This is a genomic window from Hyphomicrobium sp. GJ21, assembly GCF_001006785.1.
GTDB lineage: Bacteria > Pseudomonadota > Alphaproteobacteria > Rhizobiales > Hyphomicrobiaceae > Hyphomicrobium_B.
Genome location: NZ_CDHO01000002.1, coordinates 409,314 through 435,274 on the forward strand (window position 1 = coordinate 409,314; position 25,961 = coordinate 435,274).

Annotated in this window: 21 protein-coding genes and 1 pseudogene; 14 read left to right on the top strand and 8 right to left on the bottom strand. The window is 61.8% G+C overall.

The features are described 5' to 3' along the window. Window positions 1–19: 19 nt before the first annotated feature. The 7 genes from rseP to lpxB all read left to right on the top strand — a co-directional run bounded on the left by rseP (window position 20) and on the right by lpxB (window position 8,964). A complete protein-coding gene (gene rseP, locus HYPGJ_RS04930; protein ID WP_046846149.1) occupies window positions 20–1,171 on the top strand; it encodes an RIP metalloprotease RseP in 1,152 nt (383 codons plus the stop codon). Between the two features lie 278 nt (window positions 1,172–1,449). After that, entirely contained in the window at window positions 1,450–3,858 is a 2,409-nt protein-coding gene (gene bamA, locus HYPGJ_RS04935) for an outer membrane protein assembly factor BamA (RefSeq protein ID WP_046846150.1), read from the top strand. A 173-nt stretch (window positions 3,859–4,031) separates the two neighbouring features. Further along, complete coding sequence (lpxD, locus tag HYPGJ_RS04940; RefSeq protein WP_046846151.1) at window positions 4,032–5,093, top strand: UDP-3-O-(3-hydroxymyristoyl)glucosamine N-acyltransferase; 1,062 nt, start codon at window positions 4,032–4,034, stop codon at window positions 5,091–5,093. A gap of 56 nt (window positions 5,094–5,149) precedes the next feature. After that, window positions 5,150–5,653: a 3-hydroxyacyl-ACP dehydratase FabZ gene (gene fabZ, locus HYPGJ_RS04945; RefSeq protein WP_013215868.1), complete on the top strand. Its 504-nt coding sequence runs from the start codon at window positions 5,150–5,152 to the stop codon at window positions 5,651–5,653. Beyond that, the gene (gene lpxA / locus HYPGJ_RS04950) at window positions 5,646–6,452 is read left to right on the top strand and encodes an acyl-ACP--UDP-N-acetylglucosamine O-acyltransferase (RefSeq protein WP_046846152.1); all 807 of its coding nucleotides are present in this window, start codon (window positions 5,646–5,648) and stop codon (window positions 6,450–6,452) included. Before fabZ ends, lpxA begins: the two co-directional genes overlap by 8 nt. A 9-nt stretch (window positions 6,453–6,461) precedes the next feature. Continuing rightward, window positions 6,462–7,739 carry a UDP-2,3-diacylglucosamine diphosphatase LpxI gene (lpxI, locus tag HYPGJ_RS04955; protein WP_046846153.1) on the top strand — a complete coding sequence of 426 codons (1,278 nt, stop codon included), beginning with the start codon at window positions 6,462–6,464 and terminating at the stop codon, window positions 7,737–7,739. After that, window positions 7,732–8,964 (top strand): lipid-A-disaccharide synthase, encoded by a 1,233-nt coding sequence (lpxB, locus tag HYPGJ_RS04960; RefSeq protein ID WP_046846154.1) that lies wholly within the window; start codon window positions 7,732–7,734, stop codon window positions 8,962–8,964. Before lpxI ends, lpxB begins: the two co-directional genes overlap by 8 nt. On the opposite strand, the gene gltA is transcribed toward lpxB, so the two are convergent. Beyond that, the gene (gene gltA / locus HYPGJ_RS04965) at window positions 8,922–10,247 is read right to left on the bottom strand and encodes a citrate synthase (RefSeq protein ID WP_046846155.1); all 1,326 of its coding nucleotides are present in this window, start codon (window positions 10,245–10,247) and stop codon (window positions 8,922–8,924) included. The genes lpxB and gltA overlap by 43 nt on opposite strands. A 198-nt stretch (window positions 10,248–10,445) precedes the next feature. Next, on the bottom strand, window positions 10,446–11,990 hold the full coding sequence (gltX, locus tag HYPGJ_RS04970; RefSeq protein ID WP_046846716.1) for a glutamate--tRNA ligase: 1,545 nt from the start codon (window positions 11,988–11,990) through the stop codon (window positions 10,446–10,448). Between the two features lie 110 nt (window positions 11,991–12,100). Here gltX and HYPGJ_RS04975 point away from each other — a divergent pair, with 110 nt between their 5' ends. After that, entirely contained in the window at window positions 12,101–14,440 is a 2,340-nt protein-coding gene (locus HYPGJ_RS04975) for a ComEC/Rec2 family competence protein (protein ID WP_046846156.1), read from the top strand. On the opposite strand, the gene lexA is transcribed toward HYPGJ_RS04975, so the two are convergent. The 3 genes from lexA to HYPGJ_RS04990 all read right to left on the bottom strand — a co-directional run bounded on the left by lexA (window position 14,434) and on the right by HYPGJ_RS04990 (window position 15,877). After that, entirely contained in the window at window positions 14,434–15,153 is a 720-nt protein-coding gene (lexA, locus tag HYPGJ_RS04980; protein WP_046846717.1) for a transcriptional repressor LexA, read from the bottom strand. The genes HYPGJ_RS04975 and lexA overlap by 7 nt on opposite strands. 184 nt (window positions 15,154–15,337) lie before the next feature. Next, window positions 15,338–15,532, bottom strand: a complete 195-nt coding sequence (locus tag HYPGJ_RS04985; RefSeq protein WP_013215857.1) for a hypothetical protein — start codon at window positions 15,530–15,532, stop codon at window positions 15,338–15,340. A 69-nt stretch (window positions 15,533–15,601) separates the two neighbouring features. Next, window positions 15,602–15,877 (bottom strand): hypothetical protein, encoded by a 276-nt coding sequence (locus HYPGJ_RS04990; RefSeq protein WP_046846718.1) that lies wholly within the window; start codon window positions 15,875–15,877, stop codon window positions 15,602–15,604. Window positions 15,878–16,121: 244 nt separating this feature from the next. On the opposite strand from HYPGJ_RS04990, the gene HYPGJ_RS19525 reads away from it, so the two are divergent. Further along, the gene (locus HYPGJ_RS19525; RefSeq protein ID WP_280136159.1) at window positions 16,122–16,256 is read left to right on the top strand and encodes a hypothetical protein; all 135 of its coding nucleotides are present in this window, start codon (window positions 16,122–16,124) and stop codon (window positions 16,254–16,256) included. A gap of 121 nt (window positions 16,257–16,377) precedes the next feature. On the opposite strand, the gene HYPGJ_RS05000 is transcribed toward HYPGJ_RS19525, so the two are convergent. Further along, on the bottom strand, window positions 16,378–16,818 hold the full coding sequence (locus HYPGJ_RS05000) for a hypothetical protein (protein ID WP_046846158.1): 441 nt from the start codon (window positions 16,816–16,818) through the stop codon (window positions 16,378–16,380). Between the two features lie 153 nt (window positions 16,819–16,971). On the opposite strand from HYPGJ_RS05000, the gene pdxH reads away from it, so the two are divergent. Continuing rightward, a complete protein-coding gene (pdxH, locus tag HYPGJ_RS05005) occupies window positions 16,972–17,622 on the top strand; it encodes a pyridoxamine 5'-phosphate oxidase (protein ID WP_046846159.1) in 651 nt (216 codons plus the stop codon). A 363-nt stretch (window positions 17,623–17,985) separates the two neighbouring features. Continuing rightward, a pseudogene (locus HYPGJ_RS19445) lies at window positions 17,986–18,540 on the top strand (DUF1499 domain-containing protein); the annotation flags it as partial. Window positions 18,541–18,628: 88 nt separating this feature from the next. On the opposite strand, the gene HYPGJ_RS18715 reads toward HYPGJ_RS19445, so the two are convergent. After that, window positions 18,629–19,537, bottom strand: coding sequence for an MBL fold metallo-hydrolase (locus HYPGJ_RS18715; protein WP_083984038.1), 909 nt, complete (start codon window positions 19,535–19,537; stop codon window positions 18,629–18,631). Window positions 19,538–19,752: 215 nt separating this feature from the next. Then, the gene (locus HYPGJ_RS05025) at window positions 19,753–20,148 is read right to left on the bottom strand and encodes a PilZ domain-containing protein (RefSeq protein ID WP_046846720.1); all 396 of its coding nucleotides are present in this window, start codon (window positions 20,146–20,148) and stop codon (window positions 19,753–19,755) included. A 168-nt stretch (window positions 20,149–20,316) separates the two neighbouring features. On the opposite strand from HYPGJ_RS05025, the gene HYPGJ_RS05030 reads away from it, so the two are divergent. The 3 genes from HYPGJ_RS05030 to HYPGJ_RS05040 all read left to right on the top strand — a co-directional run bounded on the left by HYPGJ_RS05030 (window position 20,317) and on the right by HYPGJ_RS05040 (window position 25,933). Then, window positions 20,317–20,559 carry a hypothetical protein gene (locus tag HYPGJ_RS05030; RefSeq protein ID WP_046846162.1) on the top strand — a complete coding sequence of 81 codons (243 nt, stop codon included), beginning with the start codon at window positions 20,317–20,319 and terminating at the stop codon, window positions 20,557–20,559. Window positions 20,560–20,631: 72 nt separating this feature from the next. Continuing rightward, complete coding sequence (locus tag HYPGJ_RS05035; protein WP_046846163.1) at window positions 20,632–21,138, top strand: hypothetical protein; 507 nt, start codon at window positions 20,632–20,634, stop codon at window positions 21,136–21,138. Window positions 21,139–21,490: 352 nt separating this feature from the next. Then, window positions 21,491–25,933, top strand: a complete 4,443-nt coding sequence (locus HYPGJ_RS05040) for an autotransporter domain-containing protein (RefSeq protein ID WP_046846164.1) — start codon at window positions 21,491–21,493, stop codon at window positions 25,931–25,933. Window positions 25,934–25,961 lie beyond the last annotated feature (28 nt).

Here is a 25,961-nt window from a genome sequence, read left to right on the forward strand (position 1 = left end):
CCTGAAGGATTGGGACTCAATGGACTTCCTGGCGACTCTGGCCACGTCGATTTGGCAGTACGGCATCATGTTCCTGCTCGTGCTGACGCTGGTCGTGTTCATTCACGAGCTTGGCCATTTCCTTGTGGCGCGCTGGTGCGGCGTGACGGTCAAAGCCTTTTCGATCGGCTTTGGCCCTGAAATCTATGGCTTTTACGACAAGCACGGCACGCGCTGGCGGTTCGCCTGGATTCCGCTCGGCGGCTACGTCAAGTTCATCGACGACGACAACGCGTCCTCGCAGGGTTCGTCCGTCGCGACCAAGGGTCTGACCGCGTCCGAGCGCGCCGGCGCCTTCCATTCCAAGCCCGTTTCCTCGCGCGCGGCGGTCGTCGCCGCCGGCCCGATCGCGAATTTCCTCTTGGCGACAGTGCTGTATGCGGCGTTGAACATGACAGTCGGTGTCCGCGTCCTGCCCGCTCTCGTCGACGGTGTTGTGCCCAATTCGCCCGCAGCCCAGGCCGGATTCCAGCCCGGCGACCAGGTCGTCGCGATCAACAACACAGCGATTGAGAAATTCGAGGATCTGCAGCGCATTGTCGGTTCGAGCGCGGGCGAGCCGCTGGCGTTCACGATCGAGCGCAACGGCGAAAAGCTGACGCTCAACGCGACGCCGAATGTGGACGAGCAGCGTGACGCATTTGGCCGCACCTTCCGCCGCGGACTGATCGGCATCCAGCGCACGATGTCGGCCGACAAGGTGCGGACCGTCGACGTCGGCATTCCGCAGGCGATTTTGCTCGGAGTGGGTGAAACCTACAGCAACATCAGCCAGACGATCGCCGGCCTTTGGGACATCGTCACGCGCCGACAGTCGGCCGAGCAAATGGGCGGCCCCATCATGATGGCGGAAGTGACGGCGAAGGTCGCGGAACTCGGATGGGAGCCCATGCTCCGCTGGATCGCGTTCATTTCGGCGAACATCGGCTTCCTGAACCTGCTGCCGATTCCCGTCCTCGATGGCGGCCATCTTTTGTTCTACGGCTACGAAGCCGTGCGCCGAAAACCGGCGAGCGAACGCATGCAGCAAATGGGATTCCAGGTCGGCCTAGCCGTGCTGATGATGTTGGTCGTTTTCGTCAATTTCAACGACATTATGAACGTTTGGCGGCGCATCACCGGGACGGGCTGAAGCCAAGCGGAATCATCCGGGAGTGACGTAAACTTACAACTTTGCGGGTCCCTTCTGAATCGTTAAAAGCGTTATGGTCCGCAGCAGGTTACGACTTCGAATCGGGGGGTCCGAAAAGAAGGTCGAGCGTTGCTGCGGGAAAACGATCGAGTATCGAGTCGATAACAACACGTCGAAAAACAAGAAGAAAACGCACTAGACGACGCATGAGTGTGACGCTGCCGCCGACAGCGCGCATGTGAACCGGGGGTCGGCGGCACACGGGGGCTAATCCGCGTATGCAGAGAATTCAGGTCATTATGGCGGGCTTGCGCCTCTTTTTGGCGCTTGCATTTATCTCGCCAGTGATCGCGATGGGAGACGCCACCTGGGGGTCGGGTGCAGCGTTTGCTCAGGGCGTCATTCGCAATATCGAGGTCGTCGGTAGTCGGCGTGTCGAGCCCGAAACCGTGCGCTCGTACCTGCAATTCAACGTCGGTGACGGCTATAGCGCCGCCAAGGTCGACGCTTCGATCAAGGCGCTGTTCGCGACCGGCTTGTTCGCCGACGTTTCGATTCAGCCCAAGGGTTCGACGATCGTCGTGTCGGTCAAGGAAAACCCGATCATCAATCAGGTTGCCTTCGAAGGGAACAGCGAGGTCGATACCGCGACGCTGGCCGGCGAAGTGCAGCTCAAGGCCCGTTCCGTTTTCACGCGCGCCAAGGCTCAGGCCGACGTGCAGCGCATCCTCGACGTCTACCGCCGCCAGGGTCTCTTTGCAGCGAGCGTCGAGCCGAAGCTCATTCAACTCGAAGAAAGCCGCGTGAATCTCGTGTTCGAGATCACGGAAGGCGGCGCGACGAAGGTCAAAGGCATCAACTTCGTCGGTAACCACGCATTCAGCGACAGCCAGCTGCGCGACGTCATCTCGACGACTCAGGTTGGCTGGTTCGACTTCCTCAAGGGCACGTCGATCTATGATCCCGATCGTATGAACCTCGACCGGGAACTGATCCGCCAGTACTACCTCAAGAACGGCTACGCCGACGCCTCCGTGACGGCCGCGAACGCTGAAATCGATCCGGACGGCACCGGCTTCCTCATCACCTTCGCCGTGGATGAAGGCCCGCTCTACAATTTCGGCGCCATCAACATCGAGAGCTCGCTTCCCGATGTGCGCCCGGACGATTATCGCAGCCAGTTGCTGACGAATTCGGGCGAAGTCTATGACGCCTCCGAAATCGACAAGACGAGTGAAAAGCTGACGCTCGCCGTCGCCGACGCTGGGTACGCGTTCGCTCGCGTCCGCCCGCGCGCCACGCCGGATGTCGCCAATCACACGATCTCGATCTCGTACATCATCGACGAAGGTCCGCGCATTTACATCGAGCGCATCAACGTCATCGGCAACACGCGCACCAAGGACTTCGTGATCCGTCGCGAATTCCGTTTGGCTGAAGGCGATGCGTTCAACTCGCTGATGGTCGATCGCGCTAAAAAGCGCCTGAAGGCTCTCGGCATCTTCAAGGACGTCGACATCAAGCGCCGTCCGGGCTCCGCGCCTGACCGCGTCGTTCTCGACGTCATGGTCCAGGAACAGTCGACGGGTGAACTCTCGTTCGGTGCCGGTTACTCTACCAGTGAAGGCGTCATCGGCGACGTGTCGATCACGGAACGCAACCTGTTCGGCAACGGCCAGTATCTGCGCCTCGGTCTCGCAGGCTCCTTCGAGCGTATGCAGGTCGACCTATCGTTCACCGAACCGCGCTTCCTCGACCGCAACCTGTCGGCCGGTTTCGACCTCTTCTATAAACAGCTCAACTATCAGGACACGTCGGGCTTCGATCAGCGCAAGGCAGGTGGTCAGGTTCGTCTCGGCTTCCCGATCGCCGAGAACCTGTGGATGCAGACGAGCTACGGCCTGTCGCGTGACGAGATCTTCGACGTTTCGAACAATGCTTCTATCGCGATTAAGGAAGCTTGCGGAGCTACCAATCTATTAGACAATACCACTCCGGGTTGCCGCGACTCCGGTTACTGGACATCGCTCGTCGGCACGACGATCACCTACGATAAGCGCAACAATGCGCAGAACCCGACCAGCGGTTACTTCCTGCAGGCAGGAACCGACTTCGCCGGTCTTGGTGGCGATGCTCAGTACTGGCGCGTCAACGCCGAAGCGCGGGCCTACTACCCGATCACAGAGAAGATTACCTTCGTTGGCCGCGCCATCGGTGGCACGATCCAGGGTTGGGGCGGTGAAGACGTTCGATTGCTCGACGCATTCTTCAAGGGCGGCGAGACGGTCCGCGGCTTCGATCGCGCCGGTTACGGTCCGCGAGACTTGAGTTCGGCCAACCACGACGCGCTCGGCGGCCAGACGTACTGGGCGACGACGGCCGAGATCCGCTTCCCGCTCCCGTTCGTTCCGGACGATCTCGGCCTGAGCGGCGCAGTCTTCGCGGATGCTGGTTCTCTGTTCGGTGCAACTGGCGGTGTTGAAAGTGCACTCAATGCTCCTGGTTGCATGGAAAATGGAAAGCCTTGCCAACTCGCTGACAGCGACTCGATCCGTTCGTCGGTCGGCGCCAGCTTGATGTGGAACTCGCCGGTCGGTCCGATCCGCATGGACTTCGCGAAAGTCCTGACGAAAGAGAAGTACGACCAGACGCAGTTCTTCCGCTTCGGCGCGTCGAGCCGCTTCTAGCGAGCGTCCGGGCGGCGGCAAATCGCCCGGAATTACAGCGCTCAGCCTATACGTAGGCGTCACGCGATTGATTTGACCGCGCCGGGGGCTTGCCAACGCTCCCGGCGTCGTTCATTCAACCGCCTTAATCACCCAACACAGCGCCGAAGCATCGGCGGGCCGGAGGCGGCAAGATGGAGCATCCCGGATTTTTTGAGCGGGCCGGGCCTTATACTCTATTCGAGGTCGCTCAAGCCGCGGGGGCCGAAGTGCCCGCAGGTGCCGATCCGGCGATGCCGATCGAGGACGTGCGGCCGCTGGCGGAAGCGAGCCGCGCCCATATCTCCTTCATCGACAATAAGAAGTACCTGGCTCAGCTCGATGGCACGCAGGCAGGCGCCTGCCTCGTCGCGCCGCCGCTCGCAGGCCGCATCCCGGCCGGGACGGTCGGTCTTGTCACCCGCCAGCCCTACCACGGCTTTGCCCGCGCCCTGGCGCTGTTCTATCCGTCTGCGATGCAGCCGATGGTGGCGACGCCCGGAGCCCAGCCTGTCGACCCCACGGCCCGCATTGAAGACGGCGTCGTGATCGAGCCGGGGGCCGTCATCGGCCGCGAGGCGCAGATCGGCGCCGGAACGCGGATTGCCGCCGGAGCCGTCGTCGGGGGCCGCGTAACCATCGGCCGGAACTGCTACATCGGCGCGCTCGCAACCGTCACCCATGCCCTCGTTGGTGACCGCGTGATTATCCATTCCGGCGTCCGGATCGGCCAGGACGGCTTCGGATTTGCTATGGGTCCGGGTGGCCACCTCAAGGTCCCGCAGATCGGCCGCGTCATCGTTCAGGACGACGTGGAAATCGGAGCCAATACAACAATAGATCGCGGTGCGCTGAAGGACACCATGATCGGCGAAGGCACGAAAATTGATAATCTTTGCCAGATCGGGCACAACGTCGTGCTCGGCCGGCACTGCGTGATCGTCGCGATGTGCGGCATCTCGGGTTCGACCGAGCTTGGCGACTACGTTGTCATGGGCGGCCAGTCCGGCACCGTCGGCCACATCAAGATCGGAACCGGTGCGCAGGTCGGCGGCGCGTCGCATCCGGCACACGACGTTCCGGCCGGAGCGAGATATTTCGGCACCCCGGCAAAACCGCTGCGCGAGTCGGCGCGCGAGCAGGCGCTCTTGAAGCGTCTGGCCGCACGCGACAGAAGCGGCGCCGACGATGGTTCAAAAGGCTCGGGCGGAAGCTGAGCGATAAAAATGCCGCCGGGTACATAATTCCCGCGGTGATATTGGAGTTGATGGTTATGGACGACACGGCCAAGGCAGGCAAAGCGCTCGGAACCGCGGATATTGCAACCGTGATGAAGCTGCTGCCGCATCGTTATCCGTTCCTGCTTGTCGATCGCATCTACGACATGGACCGGGACGACAGCTGCGTCGGCGTCAAGAACGTGACGATCAACGAACCGTTCTTCCAGGGCCATTTCCCGCAATTCCCGGTGATGCCGGGCGTGCTGATCATCGAAGGTTTGGCGCAGACGGCGGGCGCGTTGTGCGTTTCGAACGTCGGCGAGGATTATCGCGCCGAGCTCGTCTACTTCATGGGCATCGACAACGCCAAATTCCGCAAGCCCGTGCTGCCGGGCGATCAGCTCCACTATCACGTCAAGAAGGTTCGCAATCGCGGACGCGTCTGGCGCTTCCGCGGCGAAGCGAAAGTGAACGGGCAGGTCGTGGCGGAAGCCGAGATCAGCGCCATGCTCGCCGACAGCGCCGACGCTCGCGCCTTTGCGAGCAAAAATGGCTGAAACGCACGTTCACCCGACCGCTATCGTCGAAGACGGCGCGCGGCTCGGCCCCGGCGTGAAGGTCGGTCCCTTCTGCATCGTCGGTCCGAACGCGAGCCTCGGCGAGGGCGTCGAGCTTGTGAGCCACGTCGTCGTCGCCGGCGCGACGGAGATCGGCGCGCGCACGCGCATCTTTCCGTTCGCCTCGATCGGCCACCAGCCGCAGGATCTCAAATACAAGGGTGAGCCGTGCTCGCTCACCGTCGGCGCCGATTGCCTGATCCGCGAAGGCGTGACGATGAACCCCGGCACCGAAGGCGGCGGCTCGGTGACGACGGTCGGCGATAAATGCGCCTTCCTCGCCAACAGCCACGTCGGCCACGATTGCCGCGTCGGCAACGGCGTCATCTTTTCCAACAACGTCATGCTCGCGGGCCATTGCACGGTCGGCGACTACGCGATCATCGGCGGCGGCGCGGCCGTGATCCAGTTCGCGCGCGTCGGACATCATGCCTTCGTCGGCGGCATGTCGGGCCTCGAGAACGATCTCATTCCATACGGCATGGCGCTCGGCAATCGCGCCTATCTTTCCGGATTGAATATCGTCGGCCTGCAGCGTCGCGGATTTTCGCGCGCCGACATCCACGATCTGCGCCGCGCCTATCGTTCGCTGTTCGCGGCGGAAGGCACGCTGATCGAGCGCATGGAGGACGTCGCCGAGGAATTCTCCGGCCACGCGTCGGTCGAGGAAATCCTCGCTTTCATTCGCGAGGGCGGCAAGCGCTCGCTGTGCACGCCGAAAATCGGCACGGAAAGCTGAGGTCCGGCCATGACGGGGCCGGCGGATCGCATCGGGATTATCGCAGGCTCTGGATCGCTGCCGCGTGAGGTCGCGGAAAGCGTCGTTGCGCGCGGCGGCCACGTTCACGTCGTGATGGTCAGCGGGGCAGCGGATGCGTCGCTCGCGATGTTTCCCCATACGGTCGTCAACTGGGCACAGCCCGGCCGCGCGACGGCGGCGCTGAAAGAGGCGGGCGTTCGCGACGTCGTGATGCTCGGCGGATTTCAGCGGCCCGATTTTCGCTCTGCGCGCCCTGACATTGCATTCTTCCAGGTTCTGCCCTCGGTGCTGCGTTTCCTGAAGGCGGGTGGCGACGATGCCGTTCTGCGCGGGCTCGTCACTCTGTTCGAGCGGCGCGGCTTGAACATCGTCGGCGTTCGCGATGTTGCGCGCGATCTGACCGTTGCCGAGGGTGTGCTGACAGGGTCGCCGCTGTCGTCTCAAAATTCAACCGACGCAGAAAAGGGCTTCGCGCTGATCGCCGCGCTCGGACGCTACGACATCGGGCAGGCGGCGGTGATCGCCAACGGACGGGTCGAAGCCATCGAAGGCGCGGAAGGCACGGATCGCATGCTGAAGCGCGTGGCCGAAGCGCGCCGCGCGGCTGGCGCTTCGGAACAGGGCGGCGTTCTCATCAAGAGGCCGAAGCCGGGACAGGATCTTCGCGTCGATCTGCCCGCGATTGGTCCGAATACGATCGAGAACACTGCAGCGGCAGGGCTCGCAGGCGTCGCGGTCATGGCCGGGCATGTGCTCGCAGCCGAGCGCGAGCGGATGATCGCGCTCGCTGGAACGCGCGGAGTGTTCGTCGCCGGAATTTCGCAAGCGCCGGAACATGAAGCGTCGTCAGTCTCGCCAGACACGAAACCATTGGGCTGGCTCGGTTCCGTCGCGATAGATGCGCGTGCGATGCCTGACATTCGCCGTGTCGCAGGCATCCTTGCAGCGTGCGCCGGTTTCGAGACCGGCACCGCAGCCATCATTGATCGCGGACGCGTCATCGCGGTGGGCACATCGGAATCGCCGGTCGAAGTCGTCGAGCGTGTGGCGGCGTTTCGAAAAAGAGACCGGCGTCGAGGCGTCATCATCGTCGCGTCGTCACAGAAACTCGACGAAGCGCTGCTACGCACGGCTGCGAAGTATAAGTTCGCAGGCGTCGCGAAGTTGGGGGAGACGATGAACACCGCAATCGACGGCGCAACCGTGCGGCTGGCGGACAGTCTCGGCCTTTTCATCTGCGAAACGGGAGCGCCCGCGCGTGTCTGACGCGTCTCACAAGCAAACTGGCGAGAAAGAACTGCGGCTGTTCCTCGTCGCAGGCGAGCACTCGGGCGATGCGCTCGGCGGCAAACTGATCGCAGCGCTGAAACAACGGTATGACGGGGCGTTGACTCTCGGGGGCGTCGGCGGCGAGGATATGGCGCACGAAGGCTTCGCCTCGCTGTTCCCGATCGAAGACGTCGCCGTCATGGGGCCGATGTCGATCCTGCCGCGCCTGCCGCGCATTATGCGGCGCGTGTATCAGACCGTCGACGCGGCGCTCGCGTTCAAGCCCGATGCCGTCGTCATCATCGACAGTCCGGAGTTCACCCATCCGATTGCCAAGCGCATCCGCAAGCGCGCGCCCGATATTCCGATCATCGATTACGTCAGCCCGAGTGTGTGGGCATGGCGTCCGGGGCGCGCCAAGCGCATGCGCCGCTACGTCGATCATGTCCTGGCGTTGCTGCCGTTCGAGCCCGATGCACACGCGCGGCTCGGCGGGCCGGCCTGCACGTATGTCGGTCATCCGCTGATCGAGAAGCTCGATGCGATCGAAGGCGCGGACGGCGCGGCGCTATCACGGCGGCTCGGCCTCGCACCGGAAAAGCCCGTGCTGCTCGTCTTGCCCGGCAGCCGCACATCCGAGGTCACGCGCCTCGTCGATGTCTTCGGCGACGCCGTGGCGCGAGTTTCGGCAAAACAGCCGATCGAGGTGGTCATTCCGGCGGTCCGTCATGTTCGCGATCTCATCGTCGCGAAGACCGCAAACTGGGCGGTGCGACCGCACATCGTCGATGCAGCATCCGCCGACAAATACGCTGCCATGCGGCTCGCGCGCGCCGCGCTCGCGGCCTCCGGCACGGTCACGCTCGAACTTGCGCTGGCTCAGACGCCGAGCGTCGTCGCCTATCGCGTCGACAAGCTGATCGCCAATCTGCGCTTCCTGCTCAAGGTGCCGAGCGTCGTGCTGGCGAACCTCGTTCTCGGAAAAAACGTCTATCCGGAATATCTGCAGGAGGCGTGCACGGCCGAAGCGCTCAGCGCCGCCATCCTGCCGTTGCTCGGCGACACGCCCGAACGGCGCGCACAGCTCGAAGTGCTCGCCGCGACGCCCGGGAAGCTTCGTCTTGCCTCCTCGAGCCCCAGCATTGCCGCCGCCGATACGGTTCTGGCCGTCGTCTCCGCTCAGCCGGGAGCGGGGAAATCGCGGCGCGGCGGACCGATGTAGAGCTGGCGCGGACGCCCGATGCGCTGCTCCGGATCTTCGATCATTTCTTTCCACTGCGCGATCCAGCCGACGGTGCGCGCAACCGCGAACAGCACCGTGAACAGTTCGACCGGGAAGCCCATCGCCCGAAGCGTGATGCCCGAATAGAAATCGATGTTCGGATAAAGCTTCTTCTCGATGAAATACTCGTCCTGCAGCGCGATGCGTTCGAGTTCGAGCGCGATCTTCAGCAGCGGATCGTCGCCGTGGCCGAGCGCGTCGAGCACCTCGTGGCAGGTCTTCTGCATCACCTTGGCGCGCGGATCGTAGTTCTTGTAGACGCGATGGCCGAAGCCCATCAGCCGGAAGCCGGAGTTCTTGTCCTTCGCCTTCTTGACGAACTCCGGAATGCGATCGACCGAGCCGATCTCCTTCAGCATGTTCAGTGCGGCTTCGTTGGCGCCGCCGTGCGCCGGTCCCCAGAGGCACGCGATGCCCGAAGCGATACAGGCGAACGGGTTTGCGCCCGACGAACCCGCGAGGCGCACGGTCGACGTCGAAGCGTTCTGCTCATGATCGGCGTGCAGGATGAAGATGCGATCGAGCGCGCGAGAGATGATCGGATTGACGACATACGGCTCGCACGGCACCGCGAAGCACATCTGCAGAAAGTTCGACGTGTAGTCGAGATCGTTGCGCGGATAGATGAACGGCTGACCCATCGCGTACTTGTAGGTCATCGCGGCGATCGTCGGCATCTTCGCAATCATGCGATGGCTGGCGATCTCGCGCTGCACCGGGTCCGAGATGTCGGTCGAGTCGTGATAGAACGACGACAGCGCGCCGACGGTGCCGACCATCACCGACATCGGATGCGAGTCGCGCCGGTACCCGGTGAAGAAGCGGGTCATCTGCTCGTGCACCATCGTGTGACTGGTGATGGTGCGGCGGAAGTTGATGAACTCGGTGTTGTTCGGCAGCTCCCCGTAGAGCAGCAGATAGCACACCGCGAGGAAGTTCGTATTCTCAGCAAGCTGATCGATTGGGTAGCCGCGATACAGCAGCTCGCCCTTGTCGCCATCGATATACGTGATGGAGCTCTTGCAATTCGCCGTCGAGGTGAAGCCCGGATCGTACGTGAAGCAACCGGTCTGCTTGAAGAGATTGCCGACGTCGATAACGTCCGGCCCGATCGAGCCGGTGCGAACGGCGAGTTCGACCTGCTTGTTGTCGACCGTCATCGTCGCGTTCGGTTTGTTAGGGCCTTCTCCGCCCTTGGCCGCGTTGCTGTCGTGAATGTTCATGGTTTGCCACCTCGCCCGAGGATCAATGGCCGCCACTGCCGAGAAAACTTATGGTGTTCTCTTCGTCCGTAACGGCACGCAGTGAACGACTGGGAGCTGCCATTCCCGTCGCCGTAAAAGCGATTGCACTGCAACGGGTTTAGCGATCTTTTTGCGGTGCGGCAACCAGCCTCGTGGGGCAGCAGCATTGTGCCTTAGTCATACAACGGACGCATCCGAAATCCGGGCAAGAACCTCGTCCCGGCCAAGAAGTTCCAGCACATCGAACACCGGCGGAGAAACGGCGCGTCCGGTGAGCGCCGCGCGTAACGGTTGCGCGATGCTGCCGAGTTTCGCGCCTGTTGCTTCGGCGTGAGCTTTAACGGCGGCCTCCAACGTCGGCGCTTTCCAATCGTTTTCGGGAATGGCCGAAAGAATTTTGAGCGCCGCTGCATTCGATGCCCGGCCTTCGCCGTTCAGCAGCTTCGCCGCCTTATCCTCAAAGCGGATCGGGCGCTCGGCGACGATGAATAGCGCGCCGGCAATAAGCTCTGTCAGAGTTTTCGAACGCTCCTTCAGTGCGGGGATCGCGCGAAGGAAAACATCCCACCCTTTCGCTGCGAATAAATTCGCAAGCTCGGCTCCGGTTGCAACATGCGGGAGCTGACGCAGGACTTCTCGCGCGAGCGCAATGTCGGAGCGCGCGGGCGCCTTCGGATCGATTGCGATTTCGCTCAGCGCTTTGAAATCGAGATGCGGCAGCATCTCGCGAACCTGGCGAGCGAGTTCCTCATCGGATGCAGCGCGGATATAGTGTCCGTTGAGATCGTCGAGCTTCTTGAAGTCGAGCCGAGCCGGAGCCTTGTTGATGCCGTCGATGTCGAACCAGCGGAGGAGATTTTCCGCCGAGATGATCTCATCATCCCCGTGGCTCCAGCCGAGACGCACGAGATAGTTGCGCAACGCTTCGGGCAAATATCCCATCGCGCGGAATTCTTCGACGCCTTGCGCGCCGTGTCGCTTCGAGAGCTTGGCGCCGTCCGCTCCGTGGATCAGCGGCACGTGCGCGAACTCGGGAACCGCCCAGCCCATTCCCTGGTAGATCTGCGTCTGACGTGCGGCGTTGGTCAGATGATCGGCACCGCGCACGACGTGCGTGATGCCCATGTCATGATCGTCGACGACGACCGCGAGATTGTACGTCGGATTGCCGTCCGACCGCAGGATGATGAGATCGTCGAGATCCTTGTTCGGAAACACGACGTGGCCCTGCACGTGATCTTCGACGACAGTCTCGCCCTCGCGCGGCGCCTTGAGACGCACCACCGGCTTGACGTCCTTCGGTGCATCTTTTGGATCGCGGTCGCGCCACGGCGACAGAAAGATCAGCGGGCGTCCTTCCGCCTTCGCCTTTTCGCGCGCGGCATCGATCTCGGCGGGCGAGGCGTAGCAGTGATAGGCCGCGCCGCGCTTCAGCAATTCGGCTGCGACTTCGCGATGCCGGTCGGCACGGGCAAACTGCGAGACGGCCTCGCCGTCCCAGGAGAGACCGAGCCAGGCCAGGCCGTCGAGAATGGCGGCAATTGCCTGCTCGTTGTTGCGCTCGCGGTCGGTGTCCTCGATGCGCAGCAGGAATTTGCCGTTACGGCCCCGCGCGTAAAGCCAGTTGAACAGCGCCGTGCGCGCGCCGCCGATGTGAAGATATCCGGTAGGGGAGGGCGCAAATCGAACGACGGGCGCACTGGAAGTCGCGGTCTCAGTCATCGGACCTTTTCGCTTATCGGCCTTGAGGGAATGAAGCTCCGCTCGTAGCATGGCGACCACGACAAGTTAAGGGGGCGGGGAACCTCCCACCATTCGCATTCGGTCCGGAAATGTCCGTCAACGCGGGCGACCTCGATGCTGCGCTGATTGCCGCGCCCTCGCATGGGACGCGAAGCCTTGCGCTCGCGCTCGAGAGCGAACGCGAGCAATTCTTTCTCTGGTCACCGGTTTGCTTCGGAGTCGGCATCGCGGCCTACTTCGCGCTGCCCGTCGAACCGCAACTCATCGTCGCCTTTGTGCCGTTGGCTCTGGCGATTATTTTGCGGCTGGCGTCGACACGTGGTTCGTTGCCATCGGCCATCCTAACGGGACTACTTCTCGCAGGACTTGGGTTCGCCGTCGCCAAGCTGCGCGTCGAAACGGTTCGCGCGCCGGTGCTGACGAAGGCGCTGCGCAATGCCGAGATCACCGGCACAGTGACGCTCGTCGAGGTCAAATATCCGCGCGGCCAGCGGTTGACCATCGCGTCGCCATCGATTGCGGGCCTCGCGCCGGAAGCGACGCCCGCGGTCGTCCGTGTTCGGACGATGTCCTCGCAGTCGAAGGCCAAGCCGGGTGACCGCGTACGCTTGAAAGCGAACCTGTCGCCGCCCGCGAAGCCTGCGCTGCCGGGAGGTTTCGACTACGCGCGCACGGCTTGGTTCGATCAGGTCGGAGCTGTCGGCTATGCCTTCGCGCCGCCCGCGATCGAGGCGCATGCCGATGGCGGCACACTCACGGCCCAGTACCGGCGTGGCATCGAAACCCTCCGCCAACTGATCGCCACGCGCATTCGCGCGGTGCTTCCTGGCGAAACAGGTGAGATCGCTCTGGCGCTGATCACCGGCGAGCGCGGTGGCATCAGCGCCGAGACCAACAACGCCTTCAAGAACTCAGGACTGTTTCACATCCTGTCGATCTCGGGCCTGCACATGGTGATCATGGCAGGCGCGCTCTTCTATTCCGTTCGACTGCTTCTCGCCGCGGTTCCGTTTTTTGCTTTGCGGTTGCCGATCAAAAAGATTGCTGCGGCGATCGGCATTCTCGGCGCGCTGGGTTATCTCGCGATTTCGGGCGGCGCGTTCGCGACGGTCCGCTCGGCGTTGATGATCGTCATCATCTTCGGCGCGGTGCTGATCGATCGTCCGGCGCTGGCGCTCAGAAACGTCGCACTCGCCGCATTCTTGATTCTCGCCGTCTTTCCGGAAAGTCTCCTCGACGCGGGCTTCCAGATGTCGTTCGCGGCCGTGACGGCGCTCGTCGCGGCGCATGAACTTCTGACGCGTTTTCTCGGAACGAACTCACGGCCGCATCCGGTCGCGCGCGTCGTCAAATTCTTTGGCGAGATCATCGCATCCACGCTGATCGCCAGCGTCGCCGTCGCGCCGTTCGCCGCCTACAACTTTCATCAAAGTCAGCAGTATGCGGTGCTGGCGAACATGATCGCCATTCCGATCTGCAACATCATCGTGATGCCGGCCGCGCTCGGCGCCATGATTCTGATGCCGTTCGGGCTGGAATGGATTGCGCTGAAGCCGATGGCCTGGGGCATCGACGGCATGGCGTGGTGCGCGAACACGGTGGGAGCGCTTCCGGGCGCAGTGGGCCACCTGCCGGAGATTCCAACCATCGCATTTGCCTTGATGCTCATCGGCGGGCTGTGGCTGACGCTCTGGCGGACGCGCATCCGTCTCGTCGGCGCGAGTCTTGCGCTGCTTGGGCTTGTTGCGACGCCCTGGATGCCGCGGCCGGACGTGCTCGTTGCGCAAAAAGGAACGCTGGTTGCTGTCCGCGACGCGTCGGGCAAGCTTTCGTCGCTGCCCGCGCACGGGGCGAAGTACGATCTCGAACGCTGGCTCGAATACGACGGAGACGGACGATCGGCGCGCGACGCTCAGGCAGGCGGCGCGTTCAGTTGCGACGCGGTCGGATGTATCGCGCACGTCAAAGGCGCGACCGTCGCCGTTGCGCGGCACCCGGCAGCTGTCGCCGACGATTGCCTCAACGCCGATATCCTGATTCTGGATGACCCGAAGCCGGCCGACTGCGCAGTTCCGGGAACCGTGATCGACGTGTTCGATCGCTGGCGCAACGGCGCCTACGCGCTTTACCTCGCGCGCGACGAGGCGAGCCCCGAGCCGCGCGTTCGATTGGAGACGGTCGCAGCGCATCGCGGCGAGCGGCCGTGGAGCGTTCTCCCGCAGCGGAGGTCATCGAATGCTGCGGGTGCCGGCGATCCGCCAGCGACGTTACCGAAGCCACGTATCCTAGACGCGGCAGAAATCGTCGCGGCCAAGCGAGGCGACCCTTCGATGTTCAGCGCTGACAACGCGCCGCCGGAAACCAGAGCGTTGCATGACGACGACCCCGGCGAATTCGCCGGCATGGACGACGGCCAGGAGCCTCAGTAGCGGCGCAGCAATCCCACGAGCCGTCCCTGAATGTCGACCTGATCGGGACCGAAGATGCGCGTCTTGAATTCCGGATTGGCGGCCTCGAGCGCGATCGTCGAGCCCTTCTTGCGAAGCCGCTTCAGCGTCGCTTCTTCGCCTTCGACGAGAGCCACGATGATGTCGCCGTTCTCGGCCGTATTGCAGCGACGCACGATGACCGTATCGCCGTCGTGAATGCCGGCCTCGATCATCGAATCGCCTTTGACTTCAAGCGCAAAGTGCTCGCCGTTGGTCAGGATGTCGGGCGAAACGGCGATGTCGTGCGTATGGTTCTGAATGGCGCTGATCGGCGTGCCGGCTGCGATGCGGCCCATGACCGGAACCGAAACGGTGCGTGCGTCGATGACGTGCGACGGCGGCGGCGCCACATTCGGCTTTGGGCCGCTTCCTGCAATGACGCTCGGCTGGAACCCTCGTGGCGCGGCTGGCGTCGTAGAGGCCACGGCGGCGATCTGGTTTTCCGGAAGCTTGATCACCTCGATGGCGCGGGCGCGATGCGGCAGGCGGCGAATGAAGCCGCGCTCAACAAGCGCCGTGATCAGCCGGTGAATGCCGGATTTGGAACGGAGATCGAGAGCGTCCTTCATTTCGTCGAAGGACGGCGGCACGCCGCGCTCCTGCATGCGTTCGTGAATGAACATCAGCAGGTCTTTCTGTTTTTCCGTCAGCATAGCGTAGGTCTCGAGCCCCCTTTGGCTGTCGTTCGGCTGAAGGCACATGCGGCGCGAACGCTGCCGATCGGAGTGACTTCAATGCCGGATGCCAAGTACAAATCGTGTATGTACGCTACACGTTCTCGTCTCGTTCCGCAAGTGTTAAGCTGCTCGCGCGAACGCGCCGTCGGATCATCGTGCGTTATTTGCTGATTTCTTTCACGCCGAGCGGAGTGAGGCCGTGGCCGCCTTCGGGGCTTTCGACGATCCAGCCTTCCTGCCGGGCGAATGCGAGTATCGCGGGCAGATTCTGAGCCGGAAGCACCGTGTCGGACGTCTCGCCGATGCCGTACAGGGCTTTGAGATACTGCCGCGCATGCTTCTCGATATCGTCCATGATCGCGCGGGTCCCAAAGCTCGTTTTGCGCTTAACGCCCGAAACTGGCGATGGTTCTTGCGGTCACCGTCAGTACGCGATGCATCGCTTCAACCACATGACGCCGGCATGTTTCGCCCTAAGGCACGACCAATAGGAACCGGCTTTCAGCTCGATCACGGCGACGGCATCATCGAGGTCGATCATCTTCTGTAGCTCGTCGCGGATTTGCGGCGCTGACTTCGGCGACGTCAGCACCCACAACGACTCCAGCAGCCGCGCCGCGCCCATGCCCTCCAGTTTCGCCCGAATGTGGGGGCTGTGACGTGAATCGCGGACTTCAAAGCTGATCGCGTAGTGAGCCATCAGATCTCCAACATCGATAAAATACGGCCTTCGCACCGCGGCCGGATCGAAACCAACGTTTCGACGCAGAGCAAAGGCCCTCAATTCATCGGTTGGATTTTGCGCGCCGGTCAAGGCGCGAGAGCTTTCCATGTCGCCCGGAGCGTTCAGCGGTGTGGAAAATCGACGGATTGAGCCTTTCCGGCAGTTCTCAGCGCCGTGGCACCACACATTTTCGCCGTTCAAGCGGGATAGTCATCGGCTCATGCGAGGCGTTTTTTCACAAATCGTGATCGGGGTCATCGTGACCGTCATCGGCACGGTGATCGCCAATGCCGTCGTCGGCAACGGGCGCCATCACTTCATGCCCGGAAGCCATTTTTCCGGCAGCCGCCGGTGAGAGGCGGTCGAGCCGCGATGCTCGAATTCCAGCGTCCGTCCGCACCATTCGGAAAAAAGGCAGCCATCGCGGCCGCCTTTTTTCGTTTTGTGGGATCGGAAAAAATGAATAGTCGGGGAAATTAGCTTTCGACTTGCCAGATGCCGGTCGGAAGGCGGCAGGCGACGATCTCGGTGCGCTTCGTGACGTCGAGGCTGCTGAGCACCACGACAGCGTAGCGGCACACGGATCCGTTGACGGCCTTGAACGAGGAGACCGGCTGGACGATGCCGGACAGGCGGCCGTGATTGCGGTGCCAGATGTAGCTCGAGCCGTCTGCGATTTCGGTCAATGCCAGTTGAACGCTTTCGAGCGCCGCGATCTCATCGCTTTCGTTTAGGCTGGGGCGTTCGATGGCGGCGGGCTTCAGATCGCTGTCGGTGCCTTTGAGGCAGAGACAGTCGGCGGCAGCGGTCGCTTCACGGGCGTGCGCGATCTCGGGAACGAAAAACAGCGTGGTGACGAGCGCGAAGGCCGTCAGGCCGACTGCGGCAAAGGGGAAAAGAGACGCGTTATCCGACATGACGCTACTTTCTACGCGACGAAAACATTCGAACGGCCATACAAGGCGATAAGGCAATTTTGCCCTCGTATGGTTAAAGGGTGCTGAAGAGCTGGGTCGCGAAGACTCAAGGCAAGACGTCCAGCGCCGAAAAGCAAACATTGAGCATGCAACATGAGTGAAGCGACGAACGTCCCCGCAGGCAGCAGCACACCGGATTTCAGCGCGGCGGAAGACCCGTTCGCGCTGTTTCATGCCTGGATGGCCGAGGCCGAGAAATCCGAGATCAACGATCCGAATGCGATGTCGGTCGCGACCGTCGATCAGTCGGGGTTGCCGAACGTGCGAACGCTTCTGCTGAAGGGCGTGGACGACGCGTCGAGCGCTGAGCGCGGCTTCGTCTTCTATACGAACTTCGAGAGCGCGAAGGGGCAGGAATTGCTCGCCACTCCAAAGGCGGCGCTGCTGTTTCACTGGAAGTCGCTCGAGCGCCAGGTCCGCATCCGCGGTGCGGTTTCGCTTGCGTCGCATGAAGAGGCCGACGCCTATTATGCGACGCGTCCGGAGTTGAGCCGCATTGGAGCCTGGGCGTCGCAGCAATCGCGGCCACTGTCGTCGCGCGACGTGTTCGAGGCGAAGATCCAGCACTACGAGCAAAAGTTCGCCGACGGCGTAATTCCGCGTCCGGCTTACTGGTCCGGCTTCCGCATTGTTCCGAGCGAGATCGAGTTCTGGGCGGCGCGGCCGTTCCGGCTGCACGACAGAATTGTTTTTCGCCGCGACGCGCCGCACGATTCCTGGCACAAGACACGCCTCTATCCGTGAGGCGAGGCGGCCTCGGCGTCGCTGGCGCTTGGATATCTTAAAATCGCGCCAGTCGTGGCGCATGGACCGGGCGAGCGTTTCGGAAAGCGGCAAAGCGAGATGACGCCGGGCATGGCGACGAACGACGGCATAGGGGTTCAGCGCGCACCGCGACGGCTGCGAGATCGCCGGCGGTCGTCACGCATCTATTATGCTGGCGGCCAGCCGCCGTCGTTCCTGGCGAAGTGGACGAGCCGGCTCGCCGTCTTTGCCGCCATCGCGGCGGTTGTGACGGCCGTTCTGCACCGCCTGCATCTGTTGCCGACGTCGGTTGCTATGACTATCGCGATGACCGTCCTCGCGGGCGCGATTCTGGCGCTCGTGATGGCGACCATCGCCGGGCTCGACATCTGGTTCACCGGACGGCAGGGCGCGGCCCGCGTACTGTGCGGCTCGGTGGTGGCGCTGGGGCTGCTCGCGATCCCCGCCGGAACCTGGGCGCTGAGCCTGCGCTGGCCGCAGATCGACGACGTGTCGACGGATCTCGTCGAGCCGCCGGACTTCACTGAAGCGAAAGACGAGCGCGCGCCGGACGCAAATTCCGTCGAGTATCCGGGCGAGCGTTTCGCGACGATCCAGCGTGCGGGCTATCCCGATCTCAAAAGCCTCGTCGTGCCGCGAAGCGCGGATGACGCCTACGAGCTTGTGCTGCAGGCGCTGGCGAAATTGAAGTACAAGACGACGCTCGAGCTGCCGCCAGAAAATGATGAGAGCTCTCCCGGATTCATCGAGCTTTCCGATCATTCGCTCATTCTTGGATTGGTCGATGATGTCGTGATCCGCGTGCTTGCCGAGGATCAGTCGGCGCGCATCGATGTGCGCTCGGCGTCGCGCTATGGGAAAGCGGACTTTGGCCGCAATGCGGAGCGTGTGCGCGCGATCCTGAAGGAAGTCGCGGCGCGATACGAAGCCTCGGCCCCGAATGTCGCCAGCCCGCAGGTCGCGAAAAAGGACGACAAGGTCACGCTCAAGCCGGCGAAAGTGCGCGGTCCGGCGTCAAAGGCCAATCGCCGGCGACCTGACCCTTCTCGATCAGATATTCGACGTGGGCTTGGACGGAAAGAGTCGCCGCAGGGATCATACGCGGGTCGAGTCCCCGGTAGACCTCCGGAACGATTTGACGAATAGTCGTCATGCCCTTCGCAAGCGCGTCGAGAATGGATCTTTCGCGCCAGTTTCTATGCAGCAGATAAGCTTTGACGGTGCGCTGGGGCTCGCGAATGCGTCCGCCGTGACCGGGCAGGAAAACGTCGTCGCGCCGGTCGAGCAGGATTTCGAGGGACGCGACGTAATCGGCCATGCGGCCTTCCGGCGGCGCGATGACCGTCGTGTTCCACGCCATGACATGATCGCCGGAGAAGACGAGCGGGCGGCCGTCGAGCGCGAAGCACAAATGGTCCGGCGCGTGACCCGGCGTGTGAATGGCGGTCAGCGCCCAATCTTTGCCCTCGATCGTGTCGCCGCCTTGAAGCGCCAGATCGGGCTGGAAATCATAGTCGACGAACAGCTTGCCTGACGGGCTGTCCTGCAACGCGATATGTCCGGCTTCCGGATCGCGTGGATAGGCGGCGACGAGCGCCCCGGTCGCAGCCTTCAGCTTGGCGATTCCGTCGACATGATCGCGGTGTGCGTGCGTCGACAGGATGTGCGTGATCGGACGCGTGCCGGCGGCCGCGAGGATCGCGTCGCGATGCGCAGCGTCCTCGGGGCCAGGATCGATGACCGCGAGCGTCGTCGAGCCGACGAGATACGTGTTGGTGCCCCTGAACGTGAACGGCCCGGGATTATTTGCGACGAGCCGCACGACGCCCGGCCCCATCGGCGAAGCGACGCCGTACGTGAACGCCATGTCGGTGTTGAACTTGAGAGCGTCCAAGCCGCGCCAGCCTCCTGAGCCTTCGCCGAACGATATTCGGCTGGTCTAGGGTCGCAAAGCGCAGTCGAAACGGAATGCTCGACACCCCTCGGTTCCCGCCGAAAGGCCTATCAAAACGGTCACGGGTTGCAAGCTGCGAGATTGCCGGGCCAGACATGCTCGAGCCAGTCAACGCAAAACGGTTGCAATCGCCCAACGCGCTCGGCACGAGAGCCTTAGCTTTGATCGGTCTCGTGAAGCTTCTGCGCCTCGCGCTGCGCGAGGCTGCTGATGGCGCGGACGTGCGCCTGCTCGATGAACGCCGCGCGTTCCACCAGATACTGGTAGGCGGGGGCATCCTGCTTCAAGGGCTTGGTGAATTGCAAGCCGGCCTTGTGCCAGACCAGCCAGGCAATCGTTCCTTCGACGCTGATGTCGGGCGTGAACGAAATCTTCAGCCGGTCGCCTGCTGCCAGTCCCGACACCTTATCGATCCTTAGTCCGGCATTCGAGAAATCCACGACCTCGATCGCCCGCGCGATACCGTGACATTCCGCGATGGCGTTGAATTGGACCCTTCGCCGTTGATCCTTCCGGCGCAGAAATTGGCCTTGCATGACTGTATCGCGCATCAGCACTCCCTTGGTTTGGTCGCGCACGATTGAATACTGAATGGCACATATGACCATAAAGCGCTATTTTTGAGTTAAGAGCTAACTCCATCAGTGCGCAAAGCACCTTGAGTTTCGTGTAGTAACTAGTAATTATGTATTAATTCTTTCGATTCGTAGGAGGACGACATGCGATCTGAACTTGAGGCTGTGCTGGAAGCTTATCGGCAGGATGCGGCGCTCGAAGAGCAACTGATTCAGGACATTCTGACGGTGCTTGCGGTGACCGGCGCGGCGCGCAAGAGGACGGTTCAGGAGATTTCGCAGGTCGTCAATCGCCATACCGTGAAGCTTGCCGAGGAGCGAGACTACCGGCAGGGCTCCGATGAGATCGCGCGGTACGATTTCCAGCAGCCCATTCGGCAAATGTAGTCGCGGCGGAGGAATGACTTCGCGTGTTTCGCCTCGTTGAGACTCGTCTCTAAAAACTTTGGGAGCGGTGCGATGCGATCGAACTATCTGGGGCGCATCACCGATATTTGCGCGGATATCGCAACGAAGTTGACGGCTGAAATATCTCGCGGCGACGCTGCAAGCGTACAAACTGGGGCGGTGGCGCGGCGCACGAATAACTCAAGATTTTATGATAATTTCGGCTCATCACGGCGGCCGCGCGATTTGCGGGATGACGAAGGCCGTGACATTCCTGTCGGCACCTCATTTCATGATGAGCGTGAATGGGCGATCACGGAAGAATGCGATGATGCGCTGCGGTTCGCGGTCTTCGTGAAAGATCTCGATTTTCTCCGTCAGCGGATGCTGGGTGTTTCCTTTTGCGATCGCGTCTGGAGTATGTCGCGCGAAATTGCTGGCGCGGCGGAGAGCGCGGGCGACGCTCAATTGACGCCGGCATCGGATGCTGGGCAGGCGCTGACATCGGTTTGCGATGCAATTACCAGCGCCGTATTATTGTTGCCCTATCACAGCGCCAGTGCGCGGCGCGGACGATAGCAACCCCTCAATCTTTGACGTGCTGACTCGGGTTGGTGTTTGGAGCGCATGGCATTGCTGCGCGCGCCTTCCGATTGCATCTCTCTTCGTCGATGCGCGCCGAAGCGCCCGAATGCTAGGTGTAGACATTTAGCATCACATTGAAGATTTTCCGACTCCGAAGCCCCGATTTCTGTGAAGTAGCAGCCTTTCTGGACGCTCATGCACCTTTTCTCAATAACTAGTACTATGCTACTCAAGGATCATAAGGCGCGATTCTAGTGTCATGCCGTGACGTGACGTTTTCAACGGAAAGCACCCGCTTTTCCGATCGCGACCTTGCGCGTGCTGCGTCCAACGGGGGAATACATATATGGGCCGCAGGGATCTTTCGACCCGCCGTCACTTCGTCAAGGCGAACACTGCTGAACACCGAGACGCGCCGCACGCGCTATTGCCATCGTTTACGCCGCCGGCTTGCTTCATCTCGGCATTGGCGCTGGGCTTGGTCATCGGCGGTGGCGTCATGGACGCTCAGGCCGCAGGCTGCACATCATCCGTCGCGGGAGTCGACTTGACCTGCACGGGTTCGGTCAGCAACCAAACCGCATTTACGGCGACGTCGGCGTTTGCGGTTCACCTCGGCACGACCTATCCAACAGTATCTCCGACGAGCATCACGCAGAGCACAAATGCTCCAGGCATCAAGATCAATGCCGGAAACTATGGTGGCTCGATCACGATGACCAACGGATCGTCGATCCAGGTGCAATCCGGATCGGGCTCTGATCGGCATGGTCTCGTTGTCTCCAGCTCCGCTTCCGATACCAGCAAGACGTTCACGATCGATATCGACGGCTCGATCGCATCGGCGGACTCGAGCGGCGACGGAGTGCGTCTCGAAGGAACGAGTCGTTCCGTCTTCGATGTCAACTTCGGGAAAAACGCGCACATCGGCGGCGGAGATGGCGACGACGCGGTCATCGTAACGGGCGCCCGGAGCTTGCTGCTTAAAAACTACGGCATTCTCGAAGGCGGAACCGGCCAGCCGACAACCGGAGGCGAGGGTATCAACGTCGGCAACGGCACGCGGATAGCATCGCGCGGCGTTACCATCGAAAATCACGGCACGATTACGGGCACCGGAAATGCGGGCATCGCGGGCGGTCAGGGCATCACCGTTTTTGGCGACGGCGATGTCGACATCGAAAACAGCCGGCGCGGAGAAATCAGCGGCGCCACGCAAGGCGTTCGCGTCGAGGCAGACGGCGACGTGACGATCACGAACCGCGGCCATATCGAAGGCAAATCGAAAGCCGGCGTTGAAGTGGCCGATGGCGACACTGTCAAAATCAAAAACAGCAGCTCGCGCGCGATCGAGGGGGCAACCGATGGCGTCTATGTCCACGACGTCGATGACGCCATCGTCGATAACGATCATGGTCGCATCATCGGCCACAACGGCGACGGCGTGCGCATCGATGATATCGACGACGACGTGACGGTGCGGAACCGGTACGGCCTTTCGAGTTGGGGAGCGGCCCGGATTACGGGTTCGGAGCACGGCGTATCCATCAGCGATGTTGACGGAGGCGCGTCGGTCGACAACCGCTTCGGAGGAAAAATTACAGGTCGCAGCGGTGACGGCGTTCATATCCGCGACATTGACGAGCGGATCACGGTCGATAACTCATTCCTCGGCCGCATTCGCGGAGGCGATGACGGCGTCAACATCAGAGACGCTGGCGATGACGTCGTTATTCGCAACAGTTTTGGTGGCTCGATCTCGGGTCGCAAAGGCGACGGCATCGTGGTCAGCGACGTGCGCGACGACGTCTCGATTACGAACACTTTCGGCGGACGAGTTTCCGGTCGCGATAACGGCATTATCGTCGATGATGTCCGCGACAACGTCAGCATCGACAATCGCTTCGGCGGCAGCATATCCGGACGGCGCGACGACGGCGTTCATGTGCGCGATGTTCGCGACGATGTGACGGTCTTGAATGGATTTGGCGGTCGCATCTCGGGCGGAAAAGATGGCGTCGATATCAAGGATGTGCGCGACGACGTCACTATCAGCAACGCACTCGGCGGCCGGATCTCGGGCCGAAATGGCGATGGCATTAAAGTCGAAGATGTTCGCGACGATGTCCGCGTCGACAATCGCGGCAATGGCGAAATCAAAGGTCGCGACGATGGCGTTCATATCGAAGATGTTCGCGATAACGTCACGGTGGACAACAGCTTCGGGGGCTTGATCGCAGGCTTCCGAGACGACGGCGTGGATATCAGTGACGTCAGCCGCGACGTCGACGTCCTCAATCGTTTCGGCGGACAAATCGCAGGACGCGACAACGGCATTCAGATCGAAGACGTCGGCGATGATGTCAGAATCGATAACCGTTTCGGGGGCGCTGTCACTGGTCTGCGCGGCGATGGCGTGCGTATCGAAGATGCTGACGGATCGGTTTCCGTCCGAAACAGCTTCGGCGGCAAAATCGCTGGCGATGACGACGGCATTCACGTCTCCAATGTCGACGACAACGTCAGGATCGATAACCGCTTCGGCGGAACGATCACCGGTCGCGATGACGACGGGGTCGATATCCGCGACGTCGAAGGCAGCGTGCGGGTCGACAACCGGTTCGGCGGGCGAATTTCTGGTGAAGATAATGGCCTGAAAGTTCACGATGTCGATGGCAACGTCAGGATCTCCAACAGCTTCGGCGGGACAATTCGCGGCGACCGTGACAATGGCGTCGATATCGATGACGTCGACGGTAACGTTCGGATCGACAATCGGGCCGGCGGCTCGATTTCCGGCCGCAACGACGGCGTGCATGCCGATGATGTCGATGGCAACGTCACCATCGATAACGGCAGCGGCTCGATCCGCGGCCGCAGAGGCGATGGCATCGACGTGTCGGCGAATGGCAACGTCACCGTCAACAATGGCCGGCACGGCCGCATCACAGGTGCCGACAGCGCCATCCAGATCGAGGCGCAATCCGCCGAAATCAACTCGTCGGGTTTGATCCGTGGATCGGGCGACGGCGATGCCACGATCAAGCTGAAGACGAAGGACGGGGCGACGATCAACAACGAGCGCCGTGGCCGCATCGTCGGACGCCACTACAATCCGACGGACTTGATCGTCCAGGCGGAGGGCGGAGCCGTTACGATCAACAACGACGGCACGATGCTCGGCCAAATTGATCTCTCGAACGCAGGCGATACCGAGTTTGGGAACGTCTTCAACAACACCAGTGACCACAGCTGGACCTTCATCGGAACGAGCAACCTCGGTAATGGCCTGGCGGACGTCTTCAACAACACGGGCACCGTGTTCACGACCGATCCCGATGCGCCGGAAAACAATGATTATACCGAGCTTGCCGGCGTCGAAATTTTCAACAACGGTAGTTCGAATAAGAATGGCACGATCAATCTGCAGGATGGCTTTACCGGCGATGTGACGACTCTCACGCCGACGGACGGCGGCACCTTGGCGTTCAACGGCGCGACGGGACACAGCTATCTGAAAGTCGACAGCTTTCTCGCTTCCTCGTCGAATTCGAGTTCCGATCAGTTGATCATCAATGGCGACGTTTCGGGGAAGACACTGATCGAAGTGAATAACGTCAACCCCGGCTTCGGCTCTTACAATCCTCTCGGGATCGAAGTTGTCCGCGCCTCCGGACAAATATCGGCGCAGAATTTTGCGCTGATACATGGCCCGATCGACACCGGTCTTTTCGACTACGATCTGTATCTCAATGATTCAAACGAGTGGGTGCTTGCGAGTTCGCCGAACCGGACATTCGTCGAGCTTCCGAGCCTTGTGTCAGCAGCGCAATCGATGTGGCACAATACGTCCGGTGTTTGGCTCGACAGAACCGCCGATCTCCGCATTGCGGTTCAACGACCGTGCGTATCGGATGGTTTGAAGGGGCCGGTTGAAACATGCGGCAAGCCAGCAACCTCGGGTGCTTGGGTCAAGGGACTAGGTTCGACGGAATCTCGCGCAGCCTCGCATTCAGTTTCGATCATGGGAACGCGCAATAGCTTTAAGACGGACTACGATCAGAGCGGCGGCGGCGTTGTCGCCGGCTACGATATCGTAGTGCGGGCCAATGACGGACAGGGGATTTGGCTTGCCGGTGTCATGGGTGGTTATCTGAGATCGGTCGTCGATTTCGAAAGCTCGGCGACGCGCGCTGATTTCGAAGGCGGTGCGGTTGGCGCGTACATCACCTATCTCAAGGGGCCTTGGTTCCTCGATGCTAAGCTGATGGCGAATATCGGCAACGTCGATTATCGCGGCTCGTTCGGCGAGAAAGACAACGCCGGAACAACATCGATCGGCGGCGTGCTCGATACCGGTTATCGCATCGATCGCGGCCAGTACTTCATCGAGCCGGGAGCGACGCTGGCCTACGTCAACTCGAACATCGACAGTTTGTCTGTGTACGGAACGTCGGTGAACTTTGCGAACGGCGATAGCTTGAGAGGTCGTTTGGGCGTGCGTGTTGGAACGACGGTCCAGGACGAGCGCGCAAAATACGAGCCGTTCGTCGGCGTCAGCGCCTGGTACGAATTCCTCGGCGACAACTCCGCGAATGTCGCCAGCGGCGGCTACGTCCTCCAATCGGCGGACGACATGACCGGCGCGATCGGCGAAGTGACCGGCGGCGTGAACGTCTACAGCCTCTCCGACAACGGGCTGAGCGGCTTCGTCAAAGGCAATTTCGAGTTCGGCAAGGATGACTACCTCTCGTTCGGAGGAAGTGTAGGCATGCGCGTCGCCTGGTGAGTGGAGGACGTGCCGTTGCCGGAGAGAC

Coding starts and splice junctions, on each gene's coding strand:
- rseP (WP_046846149.1), top strand. CDS start 20: ATGGACTTCCTGGCGACTCTGGCCACGTCGATTTGGCAGTACGGCATC.
- bamA (WP_046846150.1), top strand. CDS start 1,450: ATGCAGAGAATTCAGGTCATTATGGCGGGCTTGCGCCTCTTTTTGGCG.
- lpxD (WP_046846151.1), top strand. CDS start 4,032: ATGGAGCATCCCGGATTTTTTGAGCGGGCCGGGCCTTATACTCTATTC.
- fabZ (WP_013215868.1), top strand. CDS start 5,150: ATGGACGACACGGCCAAGGCAGGCAAAGCGCTCGGAACCGCGGATATT.
- lpxA (WP_046846152.1), top strand. CDS start 5,646: ATGGCTGAAACGCACGTTCACCCGACCGCTATCGTCGAAGACGGCGCG.
- lpxI (WP_046846153.1), top strand. CDS start 6,462: ATGACGGGGCCGGCGGATCGCATCGGGATTATCGCAGGCTCTGGATCG.
- gltA (WP_046846155.1), bottom strand. CDS start 10,247: ATGAACATTCACGACAGCAACGCGGCCAAGGGCGGAGAAGGCCCTAAC.
- gltX (WP_046846716.1), bottom strand. CDS start 11,990: ATGACTGAGACCGCGACTTCCAGTGCGCCCGTCGTTCGATTTGCGCCC.
- HYPGJ_RS04975 (WP_046846156.1), top strand. CDS start 12,101: ATGTCCGTCAACGCGGGCGACCTCGATGCTGCGCTGATTGCCGCGCCC.
- lexA (WP_046846717.1), bottom strand. CDS start 15,153: ATGCTGACGGAAAAACAGAAAGACCTGCTGATGTTCATTCACGAACGC.
- HYPGJ_RS04985 (WP_013215857.1), bottom strand. CDS start 15,532: ATGGACGATATCGAGAAGCATGCGCGGCAGTATCTCAAAGCCCTGTAC.
- HYPGJ_RS04990 (WP_046846718.1), bottom strand. CDS start 15,877: ATGGCTCACTACGCGATCAGCTTTGAAGTCCGCGATTCACGTCACAGC.
- HYPGJ_RS19525 (WP_280136159.1), top strand. CDS start 16,122: ATGCGAGGCGTTTTTTCACAAATCGTGATCGGGGTCATCGTGACCGTC.
- HYPGJ_RS05000 (WP_046846158.1), bottom strand. CDS start 16,818: ATGTCGGATAACGCGTCTCTTTTCCCCTTTGCCGCAGTCGGCCTGACG.
- pdxH (WP_046846159.1), top strand. CDS start 16,972: ATGAGTGAAGCGACGAACGTCCCCGCAGGCAGCAGCACACCGGATTTC.
- HYPGJ_RS05025 (WP_046846720.1), bottom strand. CDS start 20,148: ATGCGCGATACAGTCATGCAAGGCCAATTTCTGCGCCGGAAGGATCAA.
- HYPGJ_RS05030 (WP_046846162.1), top strand. CDS start 20,317: ATGCGATCTGAACTTGAGGCTGTGCTGGAAGCTTATCGGCAGGATGCG.
- HYPGJ_RS05035 (WP_046846163.1), top strand. CDS start 20,632: ATGCGATCGAACTATCTGGGGCGCATCACCGATATTTGCGCGGATATC.
- HYPGJ_RS05040 (WP_046846164.1), top strand. CDS start 21,491: ATGGGCCGCAGGGATCTTTCGACCCGCCGTCACTTCGTCAAGGCGAAC.